Source organism: Mesorhizobium sp. M8A.F.Ca.ET.165.01.1.1 (assembly GCF_004792065.1).
In the GTDB taxonomy this organism is placed as follows: Bacteria; Pseudomonadota; Alphaproteobacteria; order Rhizobiales; family Rhizobiaceae; genus Mesorhizobium.
In genome coordinates, this window is sequence record NZ_SRTH01000003.1 from 621421 (window position 1) to 646150 (window position 24730).

Genomic DNA, 24730 nt, shown 5'->3' on the forward strand with positions numbered 1-24730 from the left:
CTTGCCCCGAAGCAGTGAACCCGCGGCAGACGGGTCGAGGAGACTAAAATGAGTGGTGAGTACGACGATCTCAAGCGGCGCATGGATGGGGCAATCGCGGCGTTCAAGCATGATCTGGCCTCGCTGCGGACCGGCCGCGCGTCCAGCAACCTGCTCGACGCGATCCAGGTGCAAGCCTATGGCACCACCATGCCGATCAATCAGGTGGCCAACGTCACCGTGCCGGAGCCGCGCATGATCTCGGTCTCGGTCTGGGACAAGTCGATGGTCGGCGCGGTCGACCGCGCGATCCGGGAATCCAATCTGGGCTTCAACCCGATCGTCGACGGCACCAATCTGAGGATTCCGCTGCCGGAGCTCAACGAACAGCGCCGCAAGGAGCTGGTCAAGATTTCGCACGGCTATGCCGAGAACGCGCGTGTCGCCGCGCGCCATGTGCGGCGCGACGGCATGGACTTCCTGAAGAAGGCGGAGAAGGACGGCGACATCAGCGAGGACGACCAGCGCAAGCGTTCCGACCAGGTCCAGAAACTTACCGACGAAACCATCAGCACCATCGATCATCTGCTTTCCGACAAGGAAGCTGAAATCATGCAGGTTTAGGGTTGGCCCTTGGCTGATCCGAAAGCGAGATCATGACAACGCCCGCGCATGTCGCGATCATCATGGATGGAAATGGACGCTGGGCCAAGGCGCGCGGCATGCCGAGGCTCGCGGGTCATCGCGCCGGCGTCGAGGCGCTGCGCAAGGCGGTGCGCGCCGCCCCCGGTCTCGGCATCTCCTTCCTGACCGTCTATGCTTTCTCGTCGGAGAACTGGTCGCGGCCGAAGTCCGAGGTCAGTGACCTTATGGGTCTGTTGAAGCTGTTCATCCGTCGCGACCTTGCCGAGCTGCACCAGAGCGGCGTGCGGGTCAGGATCATCGGCGACCGGGCAGGGCTGCAGGCGGACATCAGGGGACTGCTCGAGGAAGCCGAATCGCTGACGATCAACAACACCTCGCTGACGCTGGTGATCGCCTTCAATTACGGCGGGCGCGACGAGATCGTCCGCACCGCGCGCAAGCTTGCCCTGGCCGTGGCGCGCGGTGAAATCGATAGCGAGGCGATCACCGCCGAAAGCTTTGCCGGCTCTCTCGACACGCAAGGCATTCCCGATCCGGAGCTGGTCATCCGCACCAGCGGCGAGCTTCGCCTGTCCAACTTCCTCTTGTGGCAGGCTGCCTACAGCGAACTCGTCTTCCTGCCCTGCTACTGGCCGGACTTCAATCGCGAGCACCTCGCCGAGGCCTTGCGCGAATATGCCGGCCGCGAGCGCCGCTTCGGCGGACTGGACCCGCAAGACGTCGCTTCGCGACCGGCCGCGGGATGAGCAACCTTCAGCTGCGTGTGATTTCGGCGGTCGTGCTCGCCATTGTCGCCCTTGGCCTGACCTGGCTTGGCGGCCTGCCCTTCCGGCTGCTGTGCGCGGTCATGTCGGCAATGATCTTTTATGAGTGGACACGTATGTCGCGGCCCGCCGCGTCCGACGGGCTTGGTTTGCTGCCGGAAGCGCTGATGGTCATTTTCGTCGGCGCCTTGATCGCTGGCCTGTCCGCATTGTGGCTGCTGCCGCTGGTCGTGATTCTGGTTGCGATAACGGCGACCACCGCGGGAATTCGCAAGATCGGCCAGTGGGACGCTGGCGGCCTTGCCTATGCCTGCGCGTCGGGCCTGTCGCTTGCCCTGCTGCGCGATGGCGACCATTCGGGCCTCGTCGCCATCCTGTTCCTGTTCGCGGTCGTCTGGGCAACCGACATTTTTGCCTATTTCGTCGGACGCGCCGTCGGCGGGCCTAAACTGGCGCCGTCGATTTCGCCAGGCAAGACGCGCAGCGGCGCGTTCGGCGGGGCGGTCGGTGGCGTCGTCGCGGGACTTCTGCTGGCAGCCATTGCCGGCGCCGGCAACCTGGCGTTGCTCGGCCTTGTGGCGCTGGCGCTGTCAGTTGTCGCCCAAGCCGGCGACCTGTTCGAATCCTGGGTCAAACGGCGGCACGGCTGCAAGGATTCCGGCGTGCTCATTCCTGGCCATGGCGGCATCATGGATCGTGTCGACGGGCTTGTCGCGGCCGCTCTTGCCCTATACGTCATCGGTTGGATTTCTGCGGGCGCCGACCATCCGGCACAGGGGCTGTTTCCCATTTGAATGCTGTCATGCCACGATCTGGCGCCGACGTGCCTTGGATTCGCCTGGATTGATGTCACAGTCACGCCGCGACCGCGGAAGAACTTGAGGGCCTGAGTTGAACGAGATTCTTCACGCGATTTTCAGCACCGAAGGCCTCTTTCTCGGCACGCTCGTGCCGTTTCTCTTCGTGCTCACCGTGGTGGTGTTCGTTCACGAGATGGGCCACTACCTCGTTGGCCGCTGGTGCGGCATCGGGGTCAAGGCCTTCTCTATCGGCTTCGGTCCGGAGCTCATCGGCTTCAACGACAGGCATGGCACGCGCTGGAAGCTTTGCGCCATACCGCTCGGCGGTTATGTCAAGTTTGTCGGCGACATGAGCGCCACCTCCAGCCAGCCGACATCGGAAGAGCTCGAAACGCTGACCGACGAGGAACGCAAGGTTGCCTTCCACACCCAGGCGATCTGGAAGCGCGCGGCAACGGTGGCGGCCGGGCCGCTGTTCAACTTCCTGCTGGCGATCGTGGTCTTTTCCGTGCTGTTTGCCTCCTATGGGCGTTATGTCGCGGAGCCCATGGTGGCGGAGGTTACCGCGGACAGCCCGGCGGCCAAGGCCGGCATTTTGCCAGGCGACCGATTCGTCAGCGTCGACGGCAGCAAGGTCGAAACTTTCGGAGACGTGCAGCGGCTGGTTTCGGGCCGGGCCGGCGACACCATCACCTTTGTCATGCTGCGCAACGGCAAGGAGGTCACGGTGACCGCGTCGCCGCGGCTGATGGAGCAGGAGGACGCGCTCGGCAACAAGGTCAAGGTTGCGGTGATCGGCGTCGTCAACAACAAGGAACTCGGCCAGCCCCGTCTCATCACCTACACCCCCGTTGGGGCGGTCGCGGCGGCGGTTGAGGAAACGGGCCACGTCATCGAGCGCACCGGACAGTTCCTGCAACGCTTCGCGGTCGGGCGCGAGGACAAGTGCCAGCTGGGTGGCCCGGTCAAGATCGCCGACATGGCCGGCAAGGCTGCCAAACTCGGTTTCGAGTGGCTGGTGCAGCTTGTCGCGCTGCTGTCCGTGGGGATAGGCATTCTAAACCTTTTGCCGATTCCCCCCCTCGACGGCGGCCATCTGTTGTTCTACGGGGTGGAGGCCGTCATCCGCCGGCCAGTGTCGGAACGGATGATGGAAATGGCCTATCGGGCTGGTCTGCTTGTGGTGCTGTGCTTCATGGGGTTCGTGTTCTGGAACGATCTCTTTGGGTGCTGAAATCATGAAGGAATTTGGCCTGGGCATGGGCGATGTTGAGACGCCGTTTACCATGCACGGGGATATGAGTGACGCGAAAGCCACGCAACAGGGTTAAGTAAATACAAATTAACCAGAAGCCTTGCGTGTAGGGAAAATCCGGTTAATACGGTAGGGGAAATGACCGCACGTCCGGTTTTCTCGCCGTGGGGACTACGAGAAAAGGTTATTAAGCCCGATGAAGGCAGCATCCAAGTTTCTAAACGCCGCGTCAGCGGCGGCACTGTCCGCCGCTCTGGTCGTACCAGGTGCGTTCGCAGTGCAGTTCGTTGCCACATCGGCGGCCGAAGCCGCTGTCGTAAGCAGGGTTGAGGTGAGCGGCAACCAGCGTGTCGACGCCGATACCATCCGCAATTACATCACCATCAAGCCGGGCAAGGCCTTCTCCAGCTCCGATGTCGACGCCGCGGTCAAGGCGCTGTTCGGCACCGGCCTGTTCTCGGATGTCCAGATCAATCAGGTCGGCTCGACCCTGGTGGTCAAGGTTTCGGAATACAAGGTCGTCAACCAGGTGCTGTTTCAGGGCAACAAGAAGCTCAAGGACAACGCGCTTCAGGCAGCGGTTCAGCTGAAGCCGCGCGGCACGTTCTCGCAGGCCACGCTCGATTCGGACGTCGAGGCGGTCAAGGCCGCTTACAGGCGCATCGGCCGTGACGATGCCGGCGTGACCGCGCAAGTCATGGAGCTCGGCGACAACCGCGTGAACGTGGTCTTCCACGTCACCGAAGGCGATCGCACGCAGATCGCGGCAATCAATTTCGTCGGCAACAGCGCCTATTCCAGCCGCCGCCTGTCGGATGTGATCAACACCAAGCGTTCATCCTGGGTCTCGTTCATCCTGCGCGATGACGTCTATGACGAAGACAAGCTGCGCGCCGACCAGGAATTGCTGCGCCGTTTCTACTACAATCACGGCTATGCCGATTTCCAGGTCGTGTCCGCCGTCGGCGAACTCGACAATGCGACCAACAAATACACGGTCACCATCACCGTCCAGGAAGGCGATCGCTATAATTTCGGCGACATCAGCGTCGAAAGCACGATCCCGGAAGTGGACTCCAAGTCGCTGGAATCGGTGGTCGAAACCCGCAAGGGTGATGTCTACAACGCCAAGGATGTCGAAGACTCGATCATCGCGTTGACGGAAAAGGTAGCCGGTTCCGGCTATGCCTTCGCGCAGGTGACGCCGCGCGGCGACCGCAACTTCGAGAACCACACGATCTCGGTTGTCTACACGGTGGACCAGGGCACCAAGGCCTATGTCGAGCGCATCGAGATCCGCGGCAACGATCGTACGCGTGACTATGTCATCCGCCGCGAATTCGATGTCAGCGAAGGCGACGCGTTCAACCAGGTGCTCATCCAGCGCGCGAAGAAGCGCCTGGAAGACCTGAATTATTTTGACAAAGTCGACATTTCGACCGTGCCTGGCTCGGCCCCTGACCAAGTCGTGCTGGTCGTCGACGTGGTCGAGAAGTCGACCGGTGAGTTCTCGATCGGCGCCGGCTATTCGACCGGTGGCGACGCGGCCGGACCGTCGGTCGAAGGATCGATCACCGAGCGCAACTTCCTCGGCCGTGGCCAGTTCATCAAGCTGTCGGCCGGCGGCGGCAAGAACTCGCGTGACTACAGCCTGTCGTTCACCGAGCCTTATTTTCTCGGGCGGCGCATCGCTGCCGGTTTCGACATCTACAGGTCGACGCGGGAATACAACAACAACTACGACAGCGACACCACCGGCGCGACGATCCGCTTCGGGCTGCCGATCACCAACAGCATCACGACCCAGTTGGCGTATAATATCTCGCAGGAGAAATATAAGGTCGACGATAGTTGCGGTCCTACCTCCATCGGAGATCCCGACGGCAGCTGTAACATCTCACAGGCCATTCTGGACGGCATCGAGCAGAGTCCGTGGATCAAGTCTTCGGTCAGCCTGGGGCTGGTCTACAACACGATCGACGACATGAAGAACCCGCATGAGGGGATCTACGCCAACACGACCGTGGAGGTCGCGGGTCTCGGTGGCGATGCCAAATTCGTGAAGATCACCGGACGGGGCAGCATCTATCAGACGCTGTCCGAACAGCTTGACCTTGTCGGGCTCCTTTCGGGCGGGGCCGGTCATGTCGAGGGATATGGCAACGGCGACCTGCGCATCTTCGATCACTTCCAGAGCAACGACCGCATGATCCGCGGCTTTGCCTATGGTGGTATCGGCCCGGTTGCCAGCGACACCAGCGGTGACCACCTGGGTGGCACGACCTACTTCAACGCTTCGGCCGAAGCCCAGTTCCCGCTGCCGGTTGTTCCGGAGAGCTTCGGCTTGCGTGGCGCGGTGTTCGCCGATGCGGCGACGCTCTATGGCAGCAAGCTTGCGACTGGGCTGGTCGATCAAGATTCTACCGGCATGAAGTTGCGCGCCTCGGTCGGTCTCGGCCTGATGTGGGCCTCGCCCTTCGGCCCGATCCGTATCGACTATGCGATCCCGGTCAGGAAAGAGGCGAGCGACGACGTGCAGGAATTCAACTTCGGCATATCGACCCGCTTCTGATCGGCGGCCAACGATGCTCCCGGGTTTTGGATCCGGGAGAAATGTTCCGACCTAGCTGGATATAGCTTCTGGAATGACCGATCCGGTGTTCTTCGCGCCATCACGCCGGTATACGGCGGCCGAAGTCGCGAATCTGACTGGCTCGGTGCTTGTCGATTCGGGCCAATCCGACGTTTCGATCGAAGCGTTGGCGCCAGCCAGTGAAGGCGGCGCCAACGCGCTCGTCTTCGTCGATGGCAGGCGTAATTCCGCGCTGATGCCGTCGCTGCGGGCGGCTGCGGTGCTGTGTCCGGCGGAATTCGCGAACAAGGCGCCTGCCGGCATCGCCGTCCTGATCCATCCGCGGCCGCAACAGGCTTTCGCGCTGGTTGGGCGCCTGCTGTTCCCGACAGCCGCCACGCCGGGGCCGATGACTGGCGAAACCGGCGTTTCGCCGCATGCCCATGTCGACCCGACCGCGCATGTCGAAGCCGGCGTCGTCATCGAGGCCGGCGCCGTCGTCGGGCCTGGCGTCTCGATCGGCAGCGGCACCGTCATTGCGCCGAACGCCGTCATCGGACAGTCCTGCCAGATCGGCCGTGACGGATATGTCGGCCCGGGCGCCAGCATCCAGTACGCACTGATCGGCAATCGGGTCATCATCCATGGTGGGGCCAGGATCGGCCAGGACGGCTTTGGCTTTGTCGGCGGCGCCAAGGGCCCGGAACGGGTCCCGCAAATCGGACGCGTCGTCATCCAGGATGATGTCGAGATCGGCTCCAATTCCACAGTCGATCGCGGCGCGATGTCCGATACGATCATTGGGCAAGGCACGAAGATCGACAATCTCGTGCAGATCGCCCATAACGTCCGCATCGGTCGCAATTGCATAGTGGCCGGGCTTTCGGGTATTTCCGGTTCCGTGGTGGTGGGTGACAATGTCACTATGGGCGGCGGCGTCGGGCTTGCGGATCATCTGACGATTGGTACAGGTGCCAAGCTTGCCGCCAGAAGTGGATTTATGAGCAATGTTCCCGCCGGCGAGATATGGGGTGGCTATCCGGCACAGCCGATGGCGGAAGCCATGCGAGAGATAGCCATGTTGCGCACGATGGCCAGAGCACGCAAGCAGGGCAAGGACAATGGCTGACATGGTGGCGGCGACAACGCTGGAAGCGGTTGACATATTGGGGCTGATGAAGCTCCTGCCGCACCGTTACCCCTTCCTCATGATCGACCGCATCGTGGACATCGATGGTGACGACTCCGCTATCGGCATCAAGAACGTGACCATAAACGAGCCGCATTTTCAGGGGCATTTCCCGGAGCAGCCGGTGATGCCGGGCGTGCTCATCGTCGAGGCCATGGCGCAGACGGCCGGCGCCATCTGCATTCGCAGCATCGGGGCGTCGAAACCGTCGCTGGTCTATTTCCTGACCATCGACAACGCCAAATTCCGCAAACCGGTCGTTCCCGGCGACCAGTTGAAGATCCATGTCAAGAAAATCAAGAAGCGCGGCAACCTGCTCAAATTCGCCTGCGAAGCCCTGGTCGAAGGTACCAAGGCGGCCGAGGCCGAGATTTCAGCCATGATGGTCACCGGCGACTGACGATCGAGTGCCTATGAAAATCAAGACGTCAATCCATCCTTCCTCCGTCGTCGAAGGAGGCGCCCAGATCGGCCAGGGTGTGCGCATTGGGCCGTTCTGCCATGTCAGCGCCGATGCCGTGATCGGCGACGGTGTCGAACTGGTCAGCCATGTCTCGGTGATGGGCGCGACCACTATCGGGGCGTCGACCAAGGTCTATCCGATGGCGATCTTGGGCGCACCGCCGCAGAACACCAAGCACAAGGGCGGCCGCACCACACTCGTCATCGGCGCCAACTGTACCATCCGCGAAGGCGTGACCATGCATGTCGGCACCGACACCAGCCGCGGCGAAACGACGGTGGGCGACAATGGCAATTTCCTTGCCTACGCCCATATCGCCCATGATTGCGCCGTCGGCAAGAACGCCACCTTCGCCAACGGCGCGACGCTGGGCGGACACTGCGAAATCGGTGACAACGTCTATATTGGCGGCCTCAGCGCCGTCCATCAATTTGTGCGCGTTGGCGACAACGCCTTTCTTGGCGGGTGCTCGGCTTTTGTTGGTGATGTCATTCCCTATGCCATCGCGGTCGGCAACCGCGCCAGCTTGCGCGGCTTGAACATCATCGGCCTCAAGCGCGCCGGTTTGCCGCGTTCCGAAATCTATCTGCTGCGCAAGGCCTACAAGACGATCTTCGACCGCTCCCGCACCGTCGGTGAGAATATCGAGTTCGCCAAGGCCGAGTTCGCCTCGTCACCGACTGCAATGAAGATCATCGATTTCATCACCAGTCGCGGCAAGCGACACTATGCGGTGCCATCGCTCAAGGGCGGCGATGGCGACACCGATGACGAAGGCTGAGACGGCCGCGGCTGGTCTTGATCTCCCGCCTGATGCCAGGGTCGGCATCATTGCCGGCGGCGGCAGCCTGCCGGTCGAAGTCGCCGAAGGGCTGGCGGAGGGCGGACATCCGCCCGTCATCATCTTGGTCGAAGGCCAGGCCGACCGTCAGTCCGAGCTCACGGTCTATGAGCATGAAAGCCTTGCCCTGGAAGACATCGGCTCGCTGGCTGCCTTGCTGAGGCGCCGGCGGATCAGCCATCTCGTGCTTGCCGGCGAGATCAGGCGCAGGCCGCGTCTGATCGACATGCGCCCGAGCTTCGGCCTGCTGGCTGTGATATCCTCCGCCGCCATGGCGCTTGCGCGCGGCGATGACGGCCTGTTGAAGATATTGACCCGAGGCCTGGAGGCGCGCGGCATCAAGGTCGTCGGCGCGCACGAAGTCGTGCCGAAACTTGTCGCGACTGAGGGGCCGCTGACCAAGGCGGTGCCGCGAAGGTCGGACTGGCGCGACATCGAGGCGGCGCATGCAGCGGCAAAGGCCATCGGCGCGCTCGACATCGGCCAGGCCGCTATTGCGATCGGCGGTCGCGTCATTGCCCTGGAAGGCATCGAGGGCACCGGCGGTCTGCTCGAGCGGACGCAGCAACTGCGTGGCCATGGCAGGCTCGCCGGCAAAACGCGCGGCGTCCTGGTTAAATGCGCCAAGCCCGGCCAGGAACTGCGCGCCGATCTTCCCTCTATCGGCCCGCAAACGGTCGAGGCGGCGCATGAAGCCGGCCTTGCCGGCATTGCCGTCGAAGCCGGCCGCTCGTTGATCCTCGAAGGGCCGACTGTCGTTGCGCGCGCCAATGCGCTCGGTCTGTTCGTGATCGGCCTGCCGGCCGCGGGGCCTGCCCATGGCAGCTGAGAAGCCGCTGAAGATCGCGATCGTCGCCGGCGAAGAATCCGGCGACCTGCTTGGCGCCGACATCGTCCAGGCCCTGAAACGCATGACCGGGCGCGAGGTGCGCCTCGTCGGCATTGGCGGGCGGCATCTGCGGGCGCTTGGGCTGGCGCCGCTGTTCGACGGATCAGAGATCGCATTGATGGGGCTCAGCGCCATCCTGCGCGACCTGCCGCGCCTGATGCGGCGGATCAGCCAGACGGCAAGTACCGTCGCCGCTGAAAAGCCCGACTGCCTCATCACCATCGACAGCCCTGACTTTTCGCTGCGCGTCGCCAAAAAGGTTCGAGCCGCCGATCCGAACATCCCGATCGTCCACTATGTCTGCCCGAGCGTCTGGGCGTGGCGGCCGGGCAGGGCGGCGGCGATGAAGCCCTACGTCGACCACATACTGTGCATCCTGCCTTTCGAAGTGAAGGAACTCAGCCGCCTCGGTGGCCCGCCCGGCACCTATGTCGGACATCGCCTGACGCATGATCCCGGCGTACTTGGCGCGGCCAAGGCGCAAGGCCAGCCGCGCGATCTCTCGGGCGATCGTGTCAAGACGCTGCTCGTCCTGCCGGGATCGCGGCGCGGCGAAGCGAGCCGGCTTATTGGTCCGTTTGGTGAGACGGTCTCGGCATTGCGGGCGCGCGGACATCGCTTGCGCCTGCTGTTGCCGACGGTGCCGCATGTCGCTGACCTGATCAAAACATCGGTCGCTCGCTGGGATGAAAAGCCTGAGATCATCCTTGAGCCTGAGCGCAAATGGCAGGCCTTCGGCAAAGCCGATGCGGCACTGATCGCCTCGGGAACAGTGTCGTTGGAACTGGCGCTGTCCGGCGTGCCGATGATCTCGTGCTACCGGCTCGATCCGGTGATGCGCATGGTCCAGGGGCTGGTCACGGTGTGGAGTGCGGCCCTGCCCAATCTGATTGCCGACCAGATCGTGGTGCCGGAGCACTACAACCAATATGTGCGGCCGCGCTATCTGGCGCGGCAGCTCGAGGCGCTGTTTTCAGACACCGGCTACCGAGCCTGGCAGAAGGACGGCTTTGCGGAAGTGGCAAGGCGCATGGCGACCGACAGGCCCTCCGGCGATATCGCTGCGGAGGTGGTGATGGGGTGCATCAAGAGCAAGCAGTAGGCAGTGGGCAGGCCTATTCCCTACTGCCCAATCCCTATTGCCTCATCTCTTCGCAATCGGTACGTAGTCCCGCTCCGGCGCGCCGGTGTAGAGCTGACGCGGGCGACCGATCTTCTGGCGCGGATCCTCGATCATTTCCTTCCACTGCGCGATCCAACCGACCGTGCGGGCGACCGCGAACAGCACGGTGAACATGGTGGTGGGGAAGCCCAGCGCCTTCAGCGTGATACCGGAGTAGAAGTCGACGTTCGGATAGAGCTTCTTCTCGATGAAATAGGGATCGGTCAGCGCGATCTTTTCCAGCTCCATCGCGATGTCGAGCAGCGGATCATCCTTGATGCCGAGCTCGCCCAGGACCTCATGCGCCGTCTTCTGCATGATCTTGGCACGCGGATCGTAGTTCTTGTAGACGCGGTGGCCAAAGCCCATCAACCGGAACGGATCGTTCTTGTCCTTGGCACGGGCGATGAATTCCGGGATATGATCGACATGGCCGATCTCGCCCAGCATGTTGAGCGCCGCTTCGTTGGCGCCGCCATGGGCCGGGCCCCACAAGCAAGCGATCCCGGCGGCAATGCAGGCGAAGGGGTTGGCGCCCGAAGAGCCGGCGAGACGAACGGTCGAGGTCGAAGCGTTCTGCTCGTGGTCGGCGTGCAGGATGAAGATGCGCTCCATGGCGCGCGCCAGCACCGGGTTGATCTTGTATTCCTCGCACGGCACGGCAAAGCACATATGCAGGAAGTTTGCCGCGAAACCGAGATCGTTCTTCGGGTAAATGAAGGGCTGGCCGATGTGGTACTTGTAGGCCATGGCCGCGATCGTCGGCATTTTGGCGATCAGGCGCATGGACGCAACCATGCGCTGGTACGGGTCGGAGATGTCGGTCGAGTCGTGATAGAAGGCCGACAGCGCGCCAACCACGCCGCACATCACCGCCATCGGGTGCGCGTCGCGGCGGAAGCCGGTAAAGAAGCGCGACATCTGCTCGTGCACCATGGTGTGGCGCGTCACGCGGTAATCGAAATCGTCCTTCTGCGCCTTGGTGGGCAGTTCGCCGTAGAGCAGGAGATAGCAGACTTCGAGGAAATCGCCATGTTCGGCCAGCTGGTCGATCGGGTAGCCGCGATGCAGGAGGATGCCGGCATCACCGTCGATGAAGGTGATTTCCGACTCGCAGCTTGCCGTCGAGGTGAAGCCGGGGTCATAGGTGAAGGCGCCGGTGGTGCTGTAGAGCGAGGCGATGTCGATGACGTCAGGTCCGACCGAGCCGCTTCGCACCTTGAATTCGTGGGTCTTGCCGGCGAATTCGAGCGTTGCCGTGGCCTCTTGGCCGCCCACATCCAGTTTTTTCGCAGCTTCGGTCATTGCAAACTCCTTCTTGTTTCCTCATGCCGGCAAAGGCAAATTCCGCACAGCGACACGTCGAAATCACCGCAATGCGCGTCTTCGCCACCGCATTCTAGGAGGTGCGTGCCAGATTGGGCCAAGACATAATGTTGCACTGCGAAACGCGCCTTTCAATGCCAATCTTCTTGGGCCAGTTTGCTCCTAATCGATTTGATCCGCTATGCGGGCCAGGCTTTCCTCACGCCCCAGCACGGCCAGCACGTCGAATACGCCCGGCGAGGTGCTTTTGCCGGTCAAAGCAGCCCGCAACGGCTGGGCCACGGCACCAAGCTTATGGCCGCCAGCCAAGGCATAGTCGCGGATAGCGGCCTCGGCCGTGGCCGCCGTCCACTCACCCGACAGCGACTTCAAAGCTTCGTGAGCGCCGCGCAGGATCTTGCGGCCATCGTCATTGAGCAGGAGCGCCGCCTTGTCGTCGATCGGCAGCGGCCGCGCGGCAAACAGGAAGGCAGCGCCGTCGACGAGCTCGACCAGCGTCTTGGCGCGCTCCTTCAGGCCCGGAAGGGCTGCCAGCAACTGCGCCTTGTTCTTCTCGTCGAGGCGCGCCGCCATCGCCGGGCCGCCCTCCAGATAAGGCAAGGTGGCGATGAAAATGTCGAACAATTCGGAATCGGCCATGCGGCGCATATGGACGCCGTTCAACGCCTCGAGCTTAGCGAAATCGAAGCGCGCCGCGCCCTTGTTGACGTCGCCGATGTCGAACCACGAGATCATGTCCTTGATCGACATGATCTCGTCGTCGCCATGGCTCCAGCCGAGACGCGCCAAGTAATTGAGCAGGGCCTCCGGCAGATAGCCCATGGCGCGATAGGCCTCGACACCAAGCGCGCCGTGGCGCTTCGACAGTTTGGCGCCGTCGGCGCCATGGATCAGCGGGATATGCGACATCGAAGGCACGTCCCAGCCCATGGCGTTGTAGATCACGGTCTGGCGGGCGGCGTTGGTCAGGTGATCATCGCCACGGATGATGTGGGTGACGCCCATGTCGTGGTCGTCGACGACGACGGCGTGCATATAGGTCGGGTTGCCGTCCGAGCGCAGGATGATGAAGTCGTCGAGATCCTTGTTGGGGAAGCGCACCTCGCCCTGGACCCGATCCTGCACCACCGTCTCGCCCTCGGTCGGTGCCTTGATGCGGATGGCGCCCCTGACGCCGGCGGGTGCCTCCGACGGATCGCGCTCACGCCAGTGGCCGTTATAGCGTGGCGGGAGGCCCTTGGCGCGTGCTGCCTCGCGCATCGCCTCGAGCTCGGCTGAAGTCTCGTAGCTGTAATAGGCCTTGCCCAGCCGCACCAGTTCCTCGGCCACCTCACGATGGCGCGGCGCCCGCTCGAATTGGGAAACCGCATCGCCGTCCCATGACAGGCCGAGCCAGGTCAGGCCGTCGAGAATGGCTGATGTGGCCGCATCGGTCGAACGCTCCCGATCGGTGTCCTCGATGCGCAGCAGCATCGTACCGCCGGTATGCTTGGCATAGAGCCAGTTGAACAGTGCCGTGCGCGCGCCGCCGATGTGCAGATAGCCGGTCGGCGAGGGGGCAAAACGGGTGATGACCTTGTCGGACATGGAACTCTCGGAAAACGTCTGAAGCTGGGTGCGGAGGGCGCGGACTTTCGCGCTTCGCGCGTTCATGTAGCATAGGGTGTCGAGGGCGCAAGGGGCAGACCCGATGACTGGACGAGGCCGGGGCTCGGATCGGGGCGAGGGCGCCATTGTCGGCGTCAGCGAACGGTCCCTGTTTGCGACGCCTCCGGCGATCCCGCTGCCATCGCCGCTCGTGGCTGCGCCCGCAACCCAGCCGTTGCAAGCGGGCTTGCCGGCGCCAACTCCGTCTCCTGCCGCACGCAGGATCGTGCGCGCGCGCCGGCAAATCGGCCGGATATCCTTGCTTCGCCTGCGCCACGGCTTGGCCAAGGCGGCGGAGCTGGAACTTGACCGGGGCATCGCCTTCCTGCTGGTGCCGGTCTGCCTGGCGGTTGGGGCGATCGGCTACTTTTCGCTGCCGACCGAGCCCGATTTTGCAAAGCCTGTCGCGGTCATGGTGCTGGCGGCGACCTGTGCATTCGTCTCGCGTTCCTGGCCGAAAACCCATCTGTGTTTCATGGCAATGCTGTTGTGCGCGCTGGGCCTGCTCGCGGCGAAGGTCGAAACATGGCGAGCAGGAACCCGGATGCTGGGTTCGGAAATCTCGACTCAATTGACCGGCCGCGTGGTCTCGCTCGAGGAGATGGAGAGCGGCCGTATCCGGTTGACCATGGACGTGATTTCGACCGCCCGGCCGAAATTGCGCTATGCGCCGGAAAGGGTCCGGCTTTCGGCACGCAAGATACCGCCGGAAATGACCGCTGGCTCGCTTGTCACAGGCTACGCCAAACTGCTGCCGCCGACCGGCCCGGTGCGGCCGGACAGCTACGACTTCTCCTTCGACAGCTATTTCGCAGGCATCGGCGGCAGCGGCTTCTTTCTCGGCAATCCAACGGTTGTCGCTACCGACGATGGTGAGATGTCGCTGCCAGCCCGTCTTTTTTCAAGCATCGAAAACGCCCGCGAAGCCATCGCCGACCACATCAGGGGCAGCATCGGCGGCGCCGAAGGCGAGATCGCGGCGGCGCTGATCGTCGGCGTGCGCGCCGGCATTCCCGATGAAATCAACGAAGCGATGCGGCGTACCGGCATCTATCACATCATTTCCATTTCGGGACTGCATATGGCGCTGGTCGCCGGCACCATCATGGGTCTGTTGCGCGGTGCCTTCGCGCTGTTTCCAGACTTTTCCGCGCGCCGGCCGGTGAAGAAATATGCGGCCGCCGCCGCACTTTTCTCGATCGCCGCCTATCTCGTCATTTCCGGTGTCGTCGTTGCGGCCGAACGCAGCTTCATCATGCTGGCGGTGATGCTGATTGCCGTCTTGTTCGATCGCGCGGCGCTCACCATGCGCAACCTGGCCATCTCGGCGATCGCCGTTATCCTGGTTTCCCCGCACGAGGTCGTCGGCCCGAGCTTCCAAATGTCGTTCGCGGCAACCGCGGCCCTTGTTGGCGCCTATGCCGGCTGGGCGGACCACCGCGCTGGTAAGACGAGGCCACCGTCGCCAAAGCGGTCACTACCCGGGTTCCTGACGCGAAAATTCCTGCTGGCGACAGGTGGATTGGCCATGACCTCCATCATTGCCGGCAGCGCGACGGCGCTGTTTGCCATCTGGCATTTCCAGCGCGTATCGCCGCTCAGCCTGTTCGCCAATCTGGCCGTCATGCCGATCGTGTCGGTGGTCGTCATGCCTTTTGCGGTCCTCAGTTCGCTGGCGATGCCCTTCGGCGCCGACGGCCCGTTTCTCTACGTGATGGGCAAAGGCCTGACAGCGATGATCGCCGTATCGTCATGGATATCGGAGCGCTCGCCAATCGATGGGGTAGGTCTGATCTCGCAGCAATCCGTGCTGCTGGTGGCCGTCGCGCTGGTCATCGCGACGATGGCGACGACCTGGCTGCGGCTCGCGGCACTGCCATTCGCACTTGCCGGTCTGTTGACTGTGTCGGACATACGCACGCCCGATGTGCTGATCTCGGAAGACGCACGGCTGGTCGCACTGCCGATAGGCAATGGCGAACTGGCCGTCAACCGGGAACGTCCGAACGAATTCGCGGCCGACAACTGGAAACGCGCTCTGGTCTCCGAAACAATCGTCAAACCGGAAATGTTCGACAAGGCGGACGGGCAATTCGATATTGCCGCTCCCACCGACCTGCCGCAGGGATCGCCGTTCTATTGCCGCGAAGGCCTTTGCCTTGCCAGGCACCCTTCCGGCGCGATCGTCGCCTATGTCGAGGATCGCAAGAACACCTGGAAAGCCTGCGCCTTCGCCGACCTGATCGTCGTCAATGACGCGACCGCCTATGACGCCTGCCACAATCCGCTGGTTGTCGTCGTCACGAAACGGCAGCTCGCCCGCAAGGGAAGTGCTGCCGTCTTCTTCGATCCCCAGTCGGCCACAACCCCGGCTGTGATCGAATTCGCTGTCGACGGACCATACCGGCCCTGGCACGAGCAGCGAAAATTCTCACGCGAGGCGAGGGGGCTGCCGCCCTATAAGAGGGGGCTGCCGCCCTATAAAAAGCCAGACAAGTCCGATGGCAAACCGGCTCAGTAGCGCCTGATCAGCCCGACCAGCTTGCCTTGTACCTTGACTCTGTCCGGCCCGAAAATGCGCGTTTCGTAGGCTGGATTGGCGGCTTCGAGCGCGATCGAGGCGCCTTTACGGCGGAACCGCTTCAGCGTCGCTTCCTCCTCGTCGACCAGCGCCACGATGATTTCGCCCGGACTTGCCGTGTTGGCATTGCGGATGATGACCGTGTCGCCGTCGAAGATACCAGCCTCGATCATCGAGTCACCCTTGACCTCCAGCGCATAGTGCTCGCCGCCCATGATCATATCCGGCGGCACCGAGATCGAATGCGTCTGATGCTGGATGGCATCGATCGGCACACCGGCGGCGATACGGCCCATGACCGGGATGGACACGGCTGAAACCACATCGTCGTCATTGCCGGCCGCGGGCAGACGCGAAGGCGCCGTTGCCGGCTTGAGCTGGCGGCCAAGATTGTTTTGACCAAGGCTGCCCTGGATGACGCTGGGCGAAAATTTCTTTGCCGCGTTCAGGCCGGGCGCGATCGAATCCGGCAGCCGCAGCACCTCCAGCGCGCGCGCCCGATTGGGTAGCCGGCGAATGAAGCCGCGTTCCTCCAGCGCCGTGATCAGGCGATGAATCCCGGATTTGGAGGCAAGATCGAGCGCTTCCTTCATCTCGTCGAAGGAGGGCGGTATCCCGCTTTCCTTGAGCCGTTCGTGGATGAACATCAGCAGTTCATGTTGCTTGCGTGTCAGCATGGCGGCCCCCAAGGCATTGAACGAAGGTCTGAACCAGAATCGAAAAAACAAACCCAGAACAAACACTATCTGTTCCAGTTGTGTTCCGCAACCGTTTAAAGTTTAATGAATTTGTTAAGGCTGCGGATGTTTTTTGTCCGCTACGGCGGGCAGAAGCCGACCTTTTCCGCCATCGGCAGGCCCATTGAAATCGTTATGGTTAATGGCCTGTGGCCCATCCGCTCCCGAGTTTGGCGTCAGCCGTTCGGAAGGCTTTCCCCGGGCGGATTGTATAATTTATCGGTCCATTATTCGCGGAACGAAACGAAACCAAAACGCCAACGACTGGCAGCTTCGGGGCAGCGATGGACCCAGGCGTCCGGCCCCACTCCGACCAACGCGTGCGAATAGGTGTCGCGGAAGCGCCGGAGTCATCCCGAACCAGCTTTCAAGCTGCCGGCGCGGGCGGCGTATTTGGTCGCGCCGCTGTCTTCGCTGTGGACATAGACGTGCAGGGTGTAGCCGATATGGGCCACCATCAGCGCCTTGGCCCGCTCGACGTCACGATCGAGTGCCGCTTCCATGATCGCGGTATGGTGTTCGATCGCAATCGCTTCGCGCAGCGCCTCCATCGCCTCTTCGTAGCCATCCTTGAGGCCGGCCGCGGCCCGCAATGTCGGCGCCAGACCAAGAAAGCGATGATGCCGGCGCAATTGATCCGAGATCGTCGAGCGGAAACGCAACAGCCAATCGCATGTGGCGGCACTCAGCAGCGCCGCATGGAAAGCCTCGTGATTCTCGTCCCATTTGTCGACCGCCGCATCCGACGGATCGTCGACGGCGGTCTTGCAACGGGAGAGCCGGTAGTGGGCGGTGACCACGGCATCTTCCCATTCCTTGCCGCCTTTCTCCATCGATTCGAGGAACAGGGGGATCTCGACCACCATCCTGGCGCGCGCCAGGTCCTCCAGTTCGGCCCGCGACACCCGAGCCACGGTAAAACCGCGATTGCTGATGGCGGTGACCAGGCGTTCGGCCTCAAGCCGCGACAAGGCTTCGCGCAATGGCGTCCAGCCGACTCCATAGGTGCCGCGCAGTGCACTCAGTTTGAGCGGGGCGCCGGGCATGAGGCGCGTGGTCAGGATATCGCGCCGCAACAGCTGATAGGCTGCCTCCGTCTTTGTGGAGCTCGTTTGATCCTGCATCGCGGTCCATCCGTCGTCTGGCAGGGAAAATTATATATGATGTAGGGGCATGGCAAGAATTATATATAATGTTTGACACAAGCCGGCGGACTGACCATGATCGTTTGCAGTAGCCGCGCTGCAAGCGGCGCTGATCAAATCTGGGAGGAAATGATGTTGAAGTCGAAATCCGCTTGGTTGTCGGGTTTGTTCATGGCTAGCGCGTTGATGGTGAGCGCCGGCAGTGCCGCCGCCGACCAGATACGCATCGGCATTGCCAATTTCGGCGAGCACCCCCAGCTCAATGCCGCCATAGCCGGCTTCAAGAAGGCGCTGACGGACAATGGCTTCGTCGAGGGCAAGGACGTCGTCTATACGGAAAGCCATACCAATTTCGATGCATCGCTGGTGCCGCAGATGATCGCCAAGCTGCAGGCGGAGCAGCCCAAGCTGATCTACACCATCACCACGCCGGTCTCGCAGATCGCCAAGAAGGCGCTCGCCGGTTCCGGCATTCCAATCGTCTTTGCCGCGGTCACCGATCCAGTGGCGGCCAAGCTGGTGCCGTCGTGGGATTCAGGTGACGAAGGCATGACCGGCGCCAGCGATCTGCAGGACGTCGCCGCGGTGATGGCCTTCACCAAGAAGCTGCTGCCGAACGCCAAGCGCTTCGGCGTGCCTTACAATCCGGGCGAGGCCAATGACGTTGCCTTGGTCGAAAAGATCAAGGCGGCGGCGCCCGCCGCTGGTTTCGAGGTGGTGGAGGTCGGCATCGACAACGTCAATGACATCCAGCAACGTATCGCTTCGCTCGCCGGCAAGGCCGACGTCATCTACGGCCCGGCCTCGAACCTGATCCAGCCGGCGATCGCCGCTGTCTCCGCCGCCGCCCGCCAGGCCGGTATCCCGGTCGTCAACTCCGATGACAGCGCGGTCCGCAACGGCACTGTGCCGGCGAGCTTCGCGGTCAATTACACGCAGGTTGGCATCAACGCCGGCGACATCGCCGCAGAGATACTCAAGGGCAAGGATCCCAAGACGATCGCGCCGTCGCGCCCGGCCTACAAGGATCACATGGCAACGATTTCCCGCAAGGCGATGGCCGCGTTCGGCATCGAGATACCGGCCTCGATGGCAGATTGCGGCTGCATCGTCGACTGACATCAGGCTGCATGAAGGTGACGGCGCGGGCGCCGTCACTTTTCATGTCAGGGAGGAACGATGCTCGAGATCCGATCCGCGCGCAAAGTATTCTACAGGGGCCAGGCCGACGAGAAGATCGCGCTGGACGGCCTCAGCCTGTCATTGGCGACTGGCGAGTTCGGCATCGTCATCGGCTCCAACGGGGCGGGCAAGAGCAGCATGCTCAACGCCATTTCCGGCGCTCTGATCCTCGATACCGGCAAGATCCTGATCAACGGCGCCGACGTGACAAATATGCCCGTGCACAAGCGTGCCGCAAGATTGGCGCGGGTCTTCCAGGATCCGATGCGCGGCACCGCCGCCAGCATGACGGTGGCGGAAAACATGCTGCTGGCTGATTTGCGCAGCAGCAAGCGCACCTTGCGCCAGGGGCTGAACCCCACCCGGCTCGCGTCCTACAAGGAACGCCTGTCGATACTGGGCCTCGGCCTTGAAAACCGCCTGGACACCCGCGTCGACCTGCTTTCGGGTGGGCAGCGGCAGTCCCTGTCGCTGATCATGGCGGTCGGCGGATCGCCCGACTTGCTGCTACTCGACGAACATACCGCGGCGCTCGACCCGCGCACGGCCGAGATCATCATGCAGGCAACGGTGCGCGCTGTCAGCGCGCTGAAGCTGACGACTTTGATGGTGACCCACAACATGCAGCATGCCGTCGACTACGGCAGCCGGGTGATCATGCTCGACGCTGGCCGCGTCCTCCTGGAGGTCACAGGCGAAGAGAAGGCGAGGATCACGGTTATCGATCTGATCGGCCATTTCTCAGTCAAGACCGACCGCATGTTGCTGGCGAGCTGATCGTCATGGGCTTTATTCAGGACGTTCTCACCAGCTTCGTCGCGATCATGCCGGTCACGCTGGCGCAAAGCCTGATCCTGGCCTTTGTCGTGCTCGGGATCATGATTCCGTTTCGCATGCTGAATTTTCCCGATCTCACCAGCGAGGGCGCCTTTCCGCTGGGCGGCTGCATCTGCGGCGTCCTCCTTGCCGCCGGCGCATCGCCGTTGGTCGGCATCGCCGCCGCCCTCGTTGCCGGCTTCGCGGCGGGCTGCTGCACCGCCTTCATCCATCTGCGCTTCCGCATCCACACGCTTCTGGCGGGCATCCTTATGATGACGATGCTCTACAGCATCAACCTTCGCATCATGGGCAAGTCCAATCTCTCGGTCTTCGGCTCGCCGACGGTGTTCGACTGGGTGCCGTTCGCTCGGCCGGGTTTTCCCGCCAGCAAGATCGTCGTCGCCGGCCTTCTCGCGCTGATCGCCTTGATGCTGCTCTACATGTTCTTCAGGACCGAGAAGGGGACGGCCGTGCGTGCCGTGGGCGCCAATCCCGACATGGCCGAGGCGCAAGGCATCAATGTCTGGGCCGCGACCATAGGCGGCGTCGGGCTGGCGAGCGCGTTTTCGGCTTCAAGCGGCGCGCTGATGGTGCAGTCGCAGGGATTTGCCGACGTCAATATGGGATTGGGGATCCTCATCAACGGCCTTGCCGCGCTGATGATCGGCGAGGCCGTCGTCGGCAAGCAGACGGTCTGGCGCCAGCTGCTGGCGCCCTTCGCCGGCGCGATCATCTACTACCAGCTGGTGTCGTTCTGCCTTGCCGCCGGCATGCCGCCGCCCGACCTGAAGCTTGCCACGGGTCTGTTCGTGCTCGCCATGCTTGCCTTGCCCAGCCTCAAGCGTAGCCGCGGGTCCGCGCCGGCACGCGAAGCGATCCGTGAATAACCAGGGAATGTCACAAATGATGCGTGCGCCGCTCGATTTCGCAGCCGTCGAGGCCATGGATGCGGCGGACCCGCTGCGTGCCATGCGCGACCGGTTCATTTTGCCGGAAGGCGTCATCTATCTCGACGGCAATTCGCTTGGGGCCGCGGCACCCGCCGTCTTCAACGAGCTACAGAACGCCGCCACCCAGGAATGGGCGCAGGATCTCATCCGCGCCTGGAATACTGCCGGCTGGTTCGACATGCCGCTGGCACTTGGCGACCAGCTCGGACGGCTGGTCGGCGCCGCGCCCGGCCAGACCGTGGTGTGCGATACGACCTCGATCAATATCTACAAGGTGCTGCATGCCGCACTCGGCATGCGGCCGGACCGGTCGGTCATCGTCGCCGAGGGCGACAGCTTTCCAACCGATCTCTACATGGCCGAAGGCGTGGCCTCGACGCGACCCGGCACCGTCTTGCGGCTCGAGGGCGTCGACGCGCCGACCATTGAGGAACTGATCGACGAGCGTGTCGCCGTCATCCTGGTCAACCATGTCAATTACAAATCCGGCCAGCTGCGCGACATGGCGGCACTGACATGCAAGGCCCATCAGGTCGGCGCGCTGATCGTCTGGGATCTCTGCCATACCGCCGGCGCCTTGCCGGTCGAACTCGACAGCGCCAATACCGATTTCGCCATCGGCTGCACCTACAAATATCTCAATGGTGGTCCGGGCGCGCCAGCCTTTATCTACGCCGCCACGCGTCATCACGACAAAGTCCAGCAGCCGCTCAGCGGTTGGTGGGGCCACGCGCGGCCCTTCGCCTTCGAGCAGGGTTATGCGGCCGGCAGCGGCATCCGTCGCTTCCTGTGCGGCACGCAACCGGTCTTGTCGATGCGGGCGCTCAAGGGGGCGCTGGATATCTGGGACGATGTCGACATGGCGGCGGTGCGCAACAAGAGCATCGCGCTCACCGACCTGTTCATCCAACTCGTCGAGACCAGATGCAGCGCCTACGGCCTGGAGCTGGAAAGCCCGCGCGATGGCAAGCAGCGCGGCAGCCAGGTTTCGTTCCTCCACCCCAACGGCTACCAAGTAATGCGGGCGCTGATCGAACGCGGCGTGATCGGCGATTTCCGTGCGCCATCGACGATCCGCTTCGGCTTCACGCCGCTCTATGTCGGTTACGCCGATGTATGGCAGGCGGTCGAGGTGTTGGAAGATATCTTGCGCACCGGCGCGTGGAAGGACGCGCGCTTCGCGGTCAAGACCGCGGTGACCTGAAAAGTCGGCGCAATTCCAGGAAGAGTGCCGCGCCGTTTTCCAGTCCGCACCAAGGAGCTCAGAGCCGGGTACGGACGTTCCAGAGTTCCGGAAACAAGACGACCTCGAGCATCTTCTTGAGATAGGAGGCACCGGATGTGCCGCCGGTGCCGCGCTTCAGGCCGATGATGCGCTCGACCGTGGTGACGTGGTTGAAGCGCCATCGGCGGAAGTAGTCCTCGAAGTCGACCAGTTTCTCGGCCAGTTCATAGAACATCCAGTAGCGCTGCGGATCGCGGTAAATGGTCTGCCAGGCGACGAGGACCTCTTCGTTTTCGCTGCGCGTCTCTCGCCAGTCCGTGCGCCTGGCATCGGCGCCGATGTCGAACCCGTTGCGTGCCAGAAGCAGCAGCGCTTCATCGTAGAGCGACGGCTGGGTCAGGATTGCCTCCAGCCTGTCCGTAAGGTCCGGCCGGTGCTTGTGCGGCCCGAGCATGGCGAGGTTGCGATTGCCGGCCATGAATTCGATGGCGCGATACTGCCAGGACTGGAAACCCGAGGACTGGCCGAGCGCGTCGCGGAAGTCGGTGTATTCGCTGGGCGTCATCGTGCGCAGCACGTCCCAGGCGTTGTTCAGCTGCTCGAAAATGCGGGCGACGCGCGACAGCATCTTGAAGCTCGGTTCGAGGCGGTCGGCACGGATCGAGCGGATCGCGGCGCCAATCTCGTGCAAGGCGAGCTTCATCCAGAGTTCCGATGTCTGGTGCTGGATGATGAACAGCATCTCGTCATGCGCCGACGACAGCGGCGCCTGCGCGTCGAGTACTTTCTCCAGGTGCAGATAGTCGCTGTAGGACATGCGTTCGTTGAACGACATCTGTGCGCCTTCGGACGCCGGATCGTAGGGCTCGCTCAATTGACTTTCTCCGTGCGCAGGCGGAAGCGCTGGATCTTGCCGGTCTGGGTCTTGGGCAGCGCGGCGATGAATTTGACCGATCGAGGGTATTTGTAAGGCGCGATGGTTGCCTTGACGTGGTCCTGCAGGCGCTTGACGGTCATTGCGTCCGGCGAAACACCTTGCACAAGCACGACATGCGCCTCGACGATCTGGCCGCGCTCGCCATCCTCGGCGCCGATGACAGCGCATTCGGCGACATCGGGATGCGAAAGCAGCGCCGCCTCGACCTCGGGTCCGGCGATGTTGTAGCCAGCGCTGACGATCATGTCGTCGGAACGCGCGGCAAAGTGAAAGAAGCCGTCCTCGTCCTGCGTGAAGGTGTCGCCGGTGAGATTCCAGCCGTCGCGCACATAGTCCTTCTGCCGGTCATCGGCCATGTAGCGGCAGCCGGTTGGCCCGCGCACCGCCAGCCGTCCGGTCTCGCCACGCGGCACTTCGCGCATGTCGTTGTCGACGATGCGCGCCTCGTAGCCGCCGACCGGCTTGCCGGTCGAAGCGGGCTTCCTGTCGTCAAAGCGGTTGGAGACGAAGATGTGCAGCATTTCCGTGGCGCCGATGCCATCGAGGATCGGCTTGCCGGTCTTTCGTGTCCACTCTTCGAAGACCGGAGCCGGCAAGGTCTCGCCGGCGGAAACGGCAACACGCAGCGATGACAGGTCGGCACCCTCATCCATGGCCTTCAGCATGGCGCGGTAGGCGGTCGGCGCGGTGAAGGAAATGGTGGCTTTGTAGCTCTCGATAATGTGGATCATGTTGGGTGGCGTCGCCTGTTCCAGCAGGGTCGCCGCCGCGCCGAAGCGCAGGGGAAAGATGGCCAACCCGCCAAGACCGAAGGTGAAGGCGAGCGGCGGCGAGCCGACGAAGATGTCGTCCGGCGTCACCTGCAGGACTTCGCGGGCGTAGGCATCGGCGATGATCAGCAGGTCGCGGTGGAAATGCATCGTCGCCTTCGGCACGCCCGTCGTGCCCGAGGTGAAGCCGAGCAGGGCGACATCGTCGCGGCCGGTGCTGACGGCGGTGAAGGTGACGGGCTTGTCGAGGGCGGCGCGGTCGAGCTCGGCATCATGGTTGGCGGTGCCGTCGAAGCCGATCACCTGCTTCAGGAACGCGCTGTCCTTGGCGCAGGCGGTCATCTCGTCCATCAGCCTGGTGTCGCAGAGCGCGATCGTGATCTCGGCCTTGTCGACGATCTTTGTGAGTTCGCCGGCACGCAGCATCGGCATGGTGTTGACGACGACGGCGCCGACCTTGGTGGCGGCCAGCCAACAGGCGACCATGGCTGGGTTATTGGCGGAGCGGATCAACACCCGGTTGCCCGGCTTGACGCCATAATTCTCGACCAGCGCGTGGGCGAGCCGGTTCGTCCAGTCGGACAGTTCCTTGTAGGTGCGGCGGCGGCCATTGCCGATCAGGGCGGTGTGGTCGCCGAGACCCTTCTCGACCAGCCGGTCGGTCAATTCGACACCGGCGTTGAGATGTTCGGGGTAGTCGAAGCCGTCGAGCAGGAAGTCGGGCCATTGTTCGGGCGGCGGCAGATGATCGCGCGTGAACGTGTCGGTATGCGCTGAAGGCCCAAGCATGTCGCCGCTGTCCCTGTCTGCTGCCCGGCCAGCGTGGGGGCACCTGGCCGGAGGCGGTGGATC

Annotated in this window: 21 protein-coding genes; 15 read left to right on the forward strand and 6 right to left on the reverse strand. The window is 63.0% G+C overall.

Going from position 1 to position 24730, the window contains the following annotated elements:
• The first annotated feature begins 48 nt into the window (after positions 1-48).
• The 10 genes from frr (at position 49) to lpxB (ending at position 10499) form a co-directional block, all read left to right on the forward strand.
• Positions 49-603 (forward strand): ribosome recycling factor, encoded by a 555-nt coding sequence (gene frr, locus EN808_RS12330; protein WP_027142617.1) that lies wholly within the window; start codon positions 49-51, stop codon positions 601-603.
• A 32-nt stretch (positions 604-635) separates the two neighbouring features.
• Positions 636-1370: an isoprenyl transferase gene (locus tag EN808_RS12335; RefSeq protein WP_127277852.1), complete on the forward strand. Its 735-nt coding sequence runs from the start codon at positions 636-638 to the stop codon at positions 1368-1370.
• The gene (locus EN808_RS12340; protein WP_135915902.1) at positions 1367-2182 is read left to right on the forward strand and encodes a phosphatidate cytidylyltransferase; all 816 of its coding nucleotides are present in this window, start codon (positions 1367-1369) and stop codon (positions 2180-2182) included. Before EN808_RS12335 ends, EN808_RS12340 begins: the two co-directional genes overlap by 4 nt.
• A gap of 97 nt (positions 2183-2279) precedes the next feature.
• Positions 2280-3422, forward strand: a complete 1143-nt coding sequence (gene rseP / locus EN808_RS12345) for an RIP metalloprotease RseP (RefSeq protein ID WP_127277854.1) — start codon at positions 2280-2282, stop codon at positions 3420-3422.
• A gap of 217 nt (positions 3423-3639) precedes the next feature.
• Positions 3640-6015: an outer membrane protein assembly factor BamA gene (gene bamA, locus EN808_RS12350; protein WP_127277855.1), complete on the forward strand. Its 2376-nt coding sequence runs from the start codon at positions 3640-3642 to the stop codon at positions 6013-6015.
• A gap of 73 nt (positions 6016-6088) precedes the next feature.
• Positions 6089-7144, forward strand: a complete 1056-nt coding sequence (gene lpxD / locus EN808_RS12355; protein WP_127872486.1) for a UDP-3-O-(3-hydroxymyristoyl)glucosamine N-acyltransferase — start codon at positions 6089-6091, stop codon at positions 7142-7144.
• Positions 7137-7604 (forward strand): 3-hydroxyacyl-ACP dehydratase FabZ, encoded by a 468-nt coding sequence (fabZ, locus tag EN808_RS12360; protein ID WP_135915903.1) that lies wholly within the window; start codon positions 7137-7139, stop codon positions 7602-7604. The genes lpxD and fabZ overlap by 8 nt, the downstream gene beginning before the upstream one ends.
• Positions 7605-7617: 13 nt before the next feature.
• Positions 7618-8448: an acyl-ACP--UDP-N-acetylglucosamine O-acyltransferase gene (lpxA, locus tag EN808_RS12365; protein WP_135915904.1), complete on the forward strand. Its 831-nt coding sequence runs from the start codon at positions 7618-7620 to the stop codon at positions 8446-8448.
• Complete coding sequence (gene lpxI / locus EN808_RS12370; RefSeq protein WP_245525058.1) at positions 8435-9337, forward strand: UDP-2,3-diacylglucosamine diphosphatase LpxI; 903 nt, start codon at positions 8435-8437, stop codon at positions 9335-9337. The genes lpxA and lpxI overlap by 14 nt, the downstream gene beginning before the upstream one ends.
• Positions 9327-10499 carry a lipid-A-disaccharide synthase gene (gene lpxB, locus EN808_RS12375; protein WP_135915906.1) on the forward strand — a complete coding sequence of 391 codons (1173 nt, stop codon included), beginning with the start codon at positions 9327-9329 and terminating at the stop codon, positions 10497-10499. Before lpxI ends, lpxB begins: the two co-directional genes overlap by 11 nt.
• Before the next feature lie 42 nt (positions 10500-10541).
• On the opposite strand, the gene gltA is transcribed toward lpxB, so the two are convergent.
• Together gltA and gltX are read right to left on the reverse strand one after the other, a co-directional pair.
• Positions 10542-11864 (reverse strand): citrate synthase, encoded by a 1323-nt coding sequence (gene gltA / locus EN808_RS12380; protein WP_015317794.1) that lies wholly within the window; start codon positions 11862-11864, stop codon positions 10542-10544.
• Between the two features lie 183 nt (positions 11865-12047).
• Positions 12048-13472, reverse strand: coding sequence for a glutamate--tRNA ligase (gltX, locus tag EN808_RS12385; RefSeq protein ID WP_135915907.1), 1425 nt, complete (start codon positions 13470-13472; stop codon positions 12048-12050).
• Between the two features lie 103 nt (positions 13473-13575).
• Between gltX and EN808_RS12390 the strand changes: the two genes are divergently transcribed.
• Positions 13576-16053: a ComEC/Rec2 family competence protein gene (locus EN808_RS12390; RefSeq protein WP_135915908.1), complete on the forward strand. Its 2478-nt coding sequence runs from the start codon at positions 13576-13578 to the stop codon at positions 16051-16053.
• Here the strand turns inward: EN808_RS12390 and lexA are convergent.
• Positions 16047-16790, reverse strand: coding sequence for a transcriptional repressor LexA (lexA, locus tag EN808_RS12395; RefSeq protein ID WP_127280511.1), 744 nt, complete (start codon positions 16788-16790; stop codon positions 16047-16049). The genes EN808_RS12390 and lexA overlap by 7 nt on opposite strands.
• A 410-nt stretch (positions 16791-17200) precedes the next feature.
• Positions 17201-17974, reverse strand: a complete 774-nt coding sequence (locus tag EN808_RS12400; RefSeq protein ID WP_135915909.1) for a GntR family transcriptional regulator — start codon at positions 17972-17974, stop codon at positions 17201-17203.
• A gap of 153 nt (positions 17975-18127) precedes the next feature.
• Here EN808_RS12400 and EN808_RS12405 point away from each other — a divergent pair, with 153 nt between their 5' ends.
• From EN808_RS12405 to kynU, 4 genes are read left to right on the forward strand one after another with little or no spacing between them, the layout of a single operon-like run.
• Positions 18128-19114, forward strand: coding sequence for an ABC transporter substrate-binding protein (locus EN808_RS12405; protein ID WP_127280509.1), 987 nt, complete (start codon positions 18128-18130; stop codon positions 19112-19114).
• A 60-nt stretch (positions 19115-19174) separates the two neighbouring features.
• A complete protein-coding gene (locus EN808_RS12410) occupies positions 19175-19954 on the forward strand; it encodes an ABC transporter ATP-binding protein (RefSeq protein WP_135915910.1) in 780 nt (259 codons plus the stop codon).
• A gap of 5 nt (positions 19955-19959) precedes the next feature.
• A complete protein-coding gene (locus EN808_RS12415) occupies positions 19960-20883 on the forward strand; it encodes an ABC transporter permease (protein ID WP_135915911.1) in 924 nt (307 codons plus the stop codon).
• Between the two features lie 19 nt (positions 20884-20902).
• Positions 20903-22150: a kynureninase gene (kynU, locus tag EN808_RS12420; RefSeq protein WP_135916028.1), complete on the forward strand. Its 1248-nt coding sequence runs from the start codon at positions 20903-20905 to the stop codon at positions 22148-22150.
• Between the two features lie 58 nt (positions 22151-22208).
• On the opposite strand, the gene kynA is transcribed toward kynU, so the two are convergent.
• Together kynA and EN808_RS12430 are read right to left on the reverse strand one after the other, a co-directional pair.
• Complete coding sequence (gene kynA, locus EN808_RS12425; protein WP_135915912.1) at positions 22209-23045, reverse strand: tryptophan 2,3-dioxygenase; 837 nt, start codon at positions 23043-23045, stop codon at positions 22209-22211.
• The gene (locus tag EN808_RS12430) at positions 23042-24667 is read right to left on the reverse strand and encodes an AMP-binding protein (RefSeq protein ID WP_135915913.1); all 1626 of its coding nucleotides are present in this window, start codon (positions 24665-24667) and stop codon (positions 23042-23044) included. The genes kynA and EN808_RS12430 overlap by 4 nt, the downstream gene beginning before the upstream one ends.
• Positions 24668-24730: the final 63 nt, after the last annotated feature.

Coding starts and splice junctions, on each gene's coding strand:
- frr (WP_027142617.1), top strand. CDS start 49: ATGAGTGGTGAGTACGACGATCTCAAGCGGCGCATGGATGGGGCAATC.
- EN808_RS12335 (WP_127277852.1), top strand. CDS start 636: ATGACAACGCCCGCGCATGTCGCGATCATCATGGATGGAAATGGACGC.
- EN808_RS12340 (WP_135915902.1), top strand. CDS start 1,367: ATGAGCAACCTTCAGCTGCGTGTGATTTCGGCGGTCGTGCTCGCCATT.
- bamA (WP_127277855.1), top strand. CDS start 3,640: ATGAAGGCAGCATCCAAGTTTCTAAACGCCGCGTCAGCGGCGGCACTG.
- lpxD (WP_127872486.1), top strand. CDS start 6,089: ATGACCGATCCGGTGTTCTTCGCGCCATCACGCCGGTATACGGCGGCC.
- fabZ (WP_135915903.1), top strand. CDS start 7,137: ATGGCTGACATGGTGGCGGCGACAACGCTGGAAGCGGTTGACATATTG.
- lpxA (WP_135915904.1), top strand. CDS start 7,618: ATGAAAATCAAGACGTCAATCCATCCTTCCTCCGTCGTCGAAGGAGGC.
- lpxI (WP_245525058.1), top strand. CDS start 8,435: ATGACGAAGGCTGAGACGGCCGCGGCTGGTCTTGATCTCCCGCCTGAT.
- lpxB (WP_135915906.1), top strand. CDS start 9,327: ATGGCAGCTGAGAAGCCGCTGAAGATCGCGATCGTCGCCGGCGAAGAA.
- gltA (WP_015317794.1), bottom strand. CDS start 11,864: ATGACCGAAGCTGCGAAAAAACTGGATGTGGGCGGCCAAGAGGCCACG.
- gltX (WP_135915907.1), bottom strand. CDS start 13,472: ATGTCCGACAAGGTCATCACCCGTTTTGCCCCCTCGCCGACCGGCTAT.
- EN808_RS12390 (WP_135915908.1), top strand. CDS start 13,576: ATGACTGGACGAGGCCGGGGCTCGGATCGGGGCGAGGGCGCCATTGTC.
- lexA (WP_127280511.1), bottom strand. CDS start 16,790: ATGCTGACACGCAAGCAACATGAACTGCTGATGTTCATCCACGAACGG.
- EN808_RS12400 (WP_135915909.1), bottom strand. CDS start 17,974: ATGCAGGATCAAACGAGCTCCACAAAGACGGAGGCAGCCTATCAGCTG.
- EN808_RS12405 (WP_127280509.1), top strand. CDS start 18,128: ATGTTGAAGTCGAAATCCGCTTGGTTGTCGGGTTTGTTCATGGCTAGC.
- EN808_RS12410 (WP_135915910.1), top strand. CDS start 19,175: ATGCTCGAGATCCGATCCGCGCGCAAAGTATTCTACAGGGGCCAGGCC.
- EN808_RS12415 (WP_135915911.1), top strand. CDS start 19,960: ATGGGCTTTATTCAGGACGTTCTCACCAGCTTCGTCGCGATCATGCCG.
- kynU (WP_135916028.1), top strand. CDS start 20,903: ATGCGTGCGCCGCTCGATTTCGCAGCCGTCGAGGCCATGGATGCGGCG.
- EN808_RS12430 (WP_135915913.1), bottom strand. CDS start 24,667: ATGCTTGGGCCTTCAGCGCATACCGACACGTTCACGCGCGATCATCTG.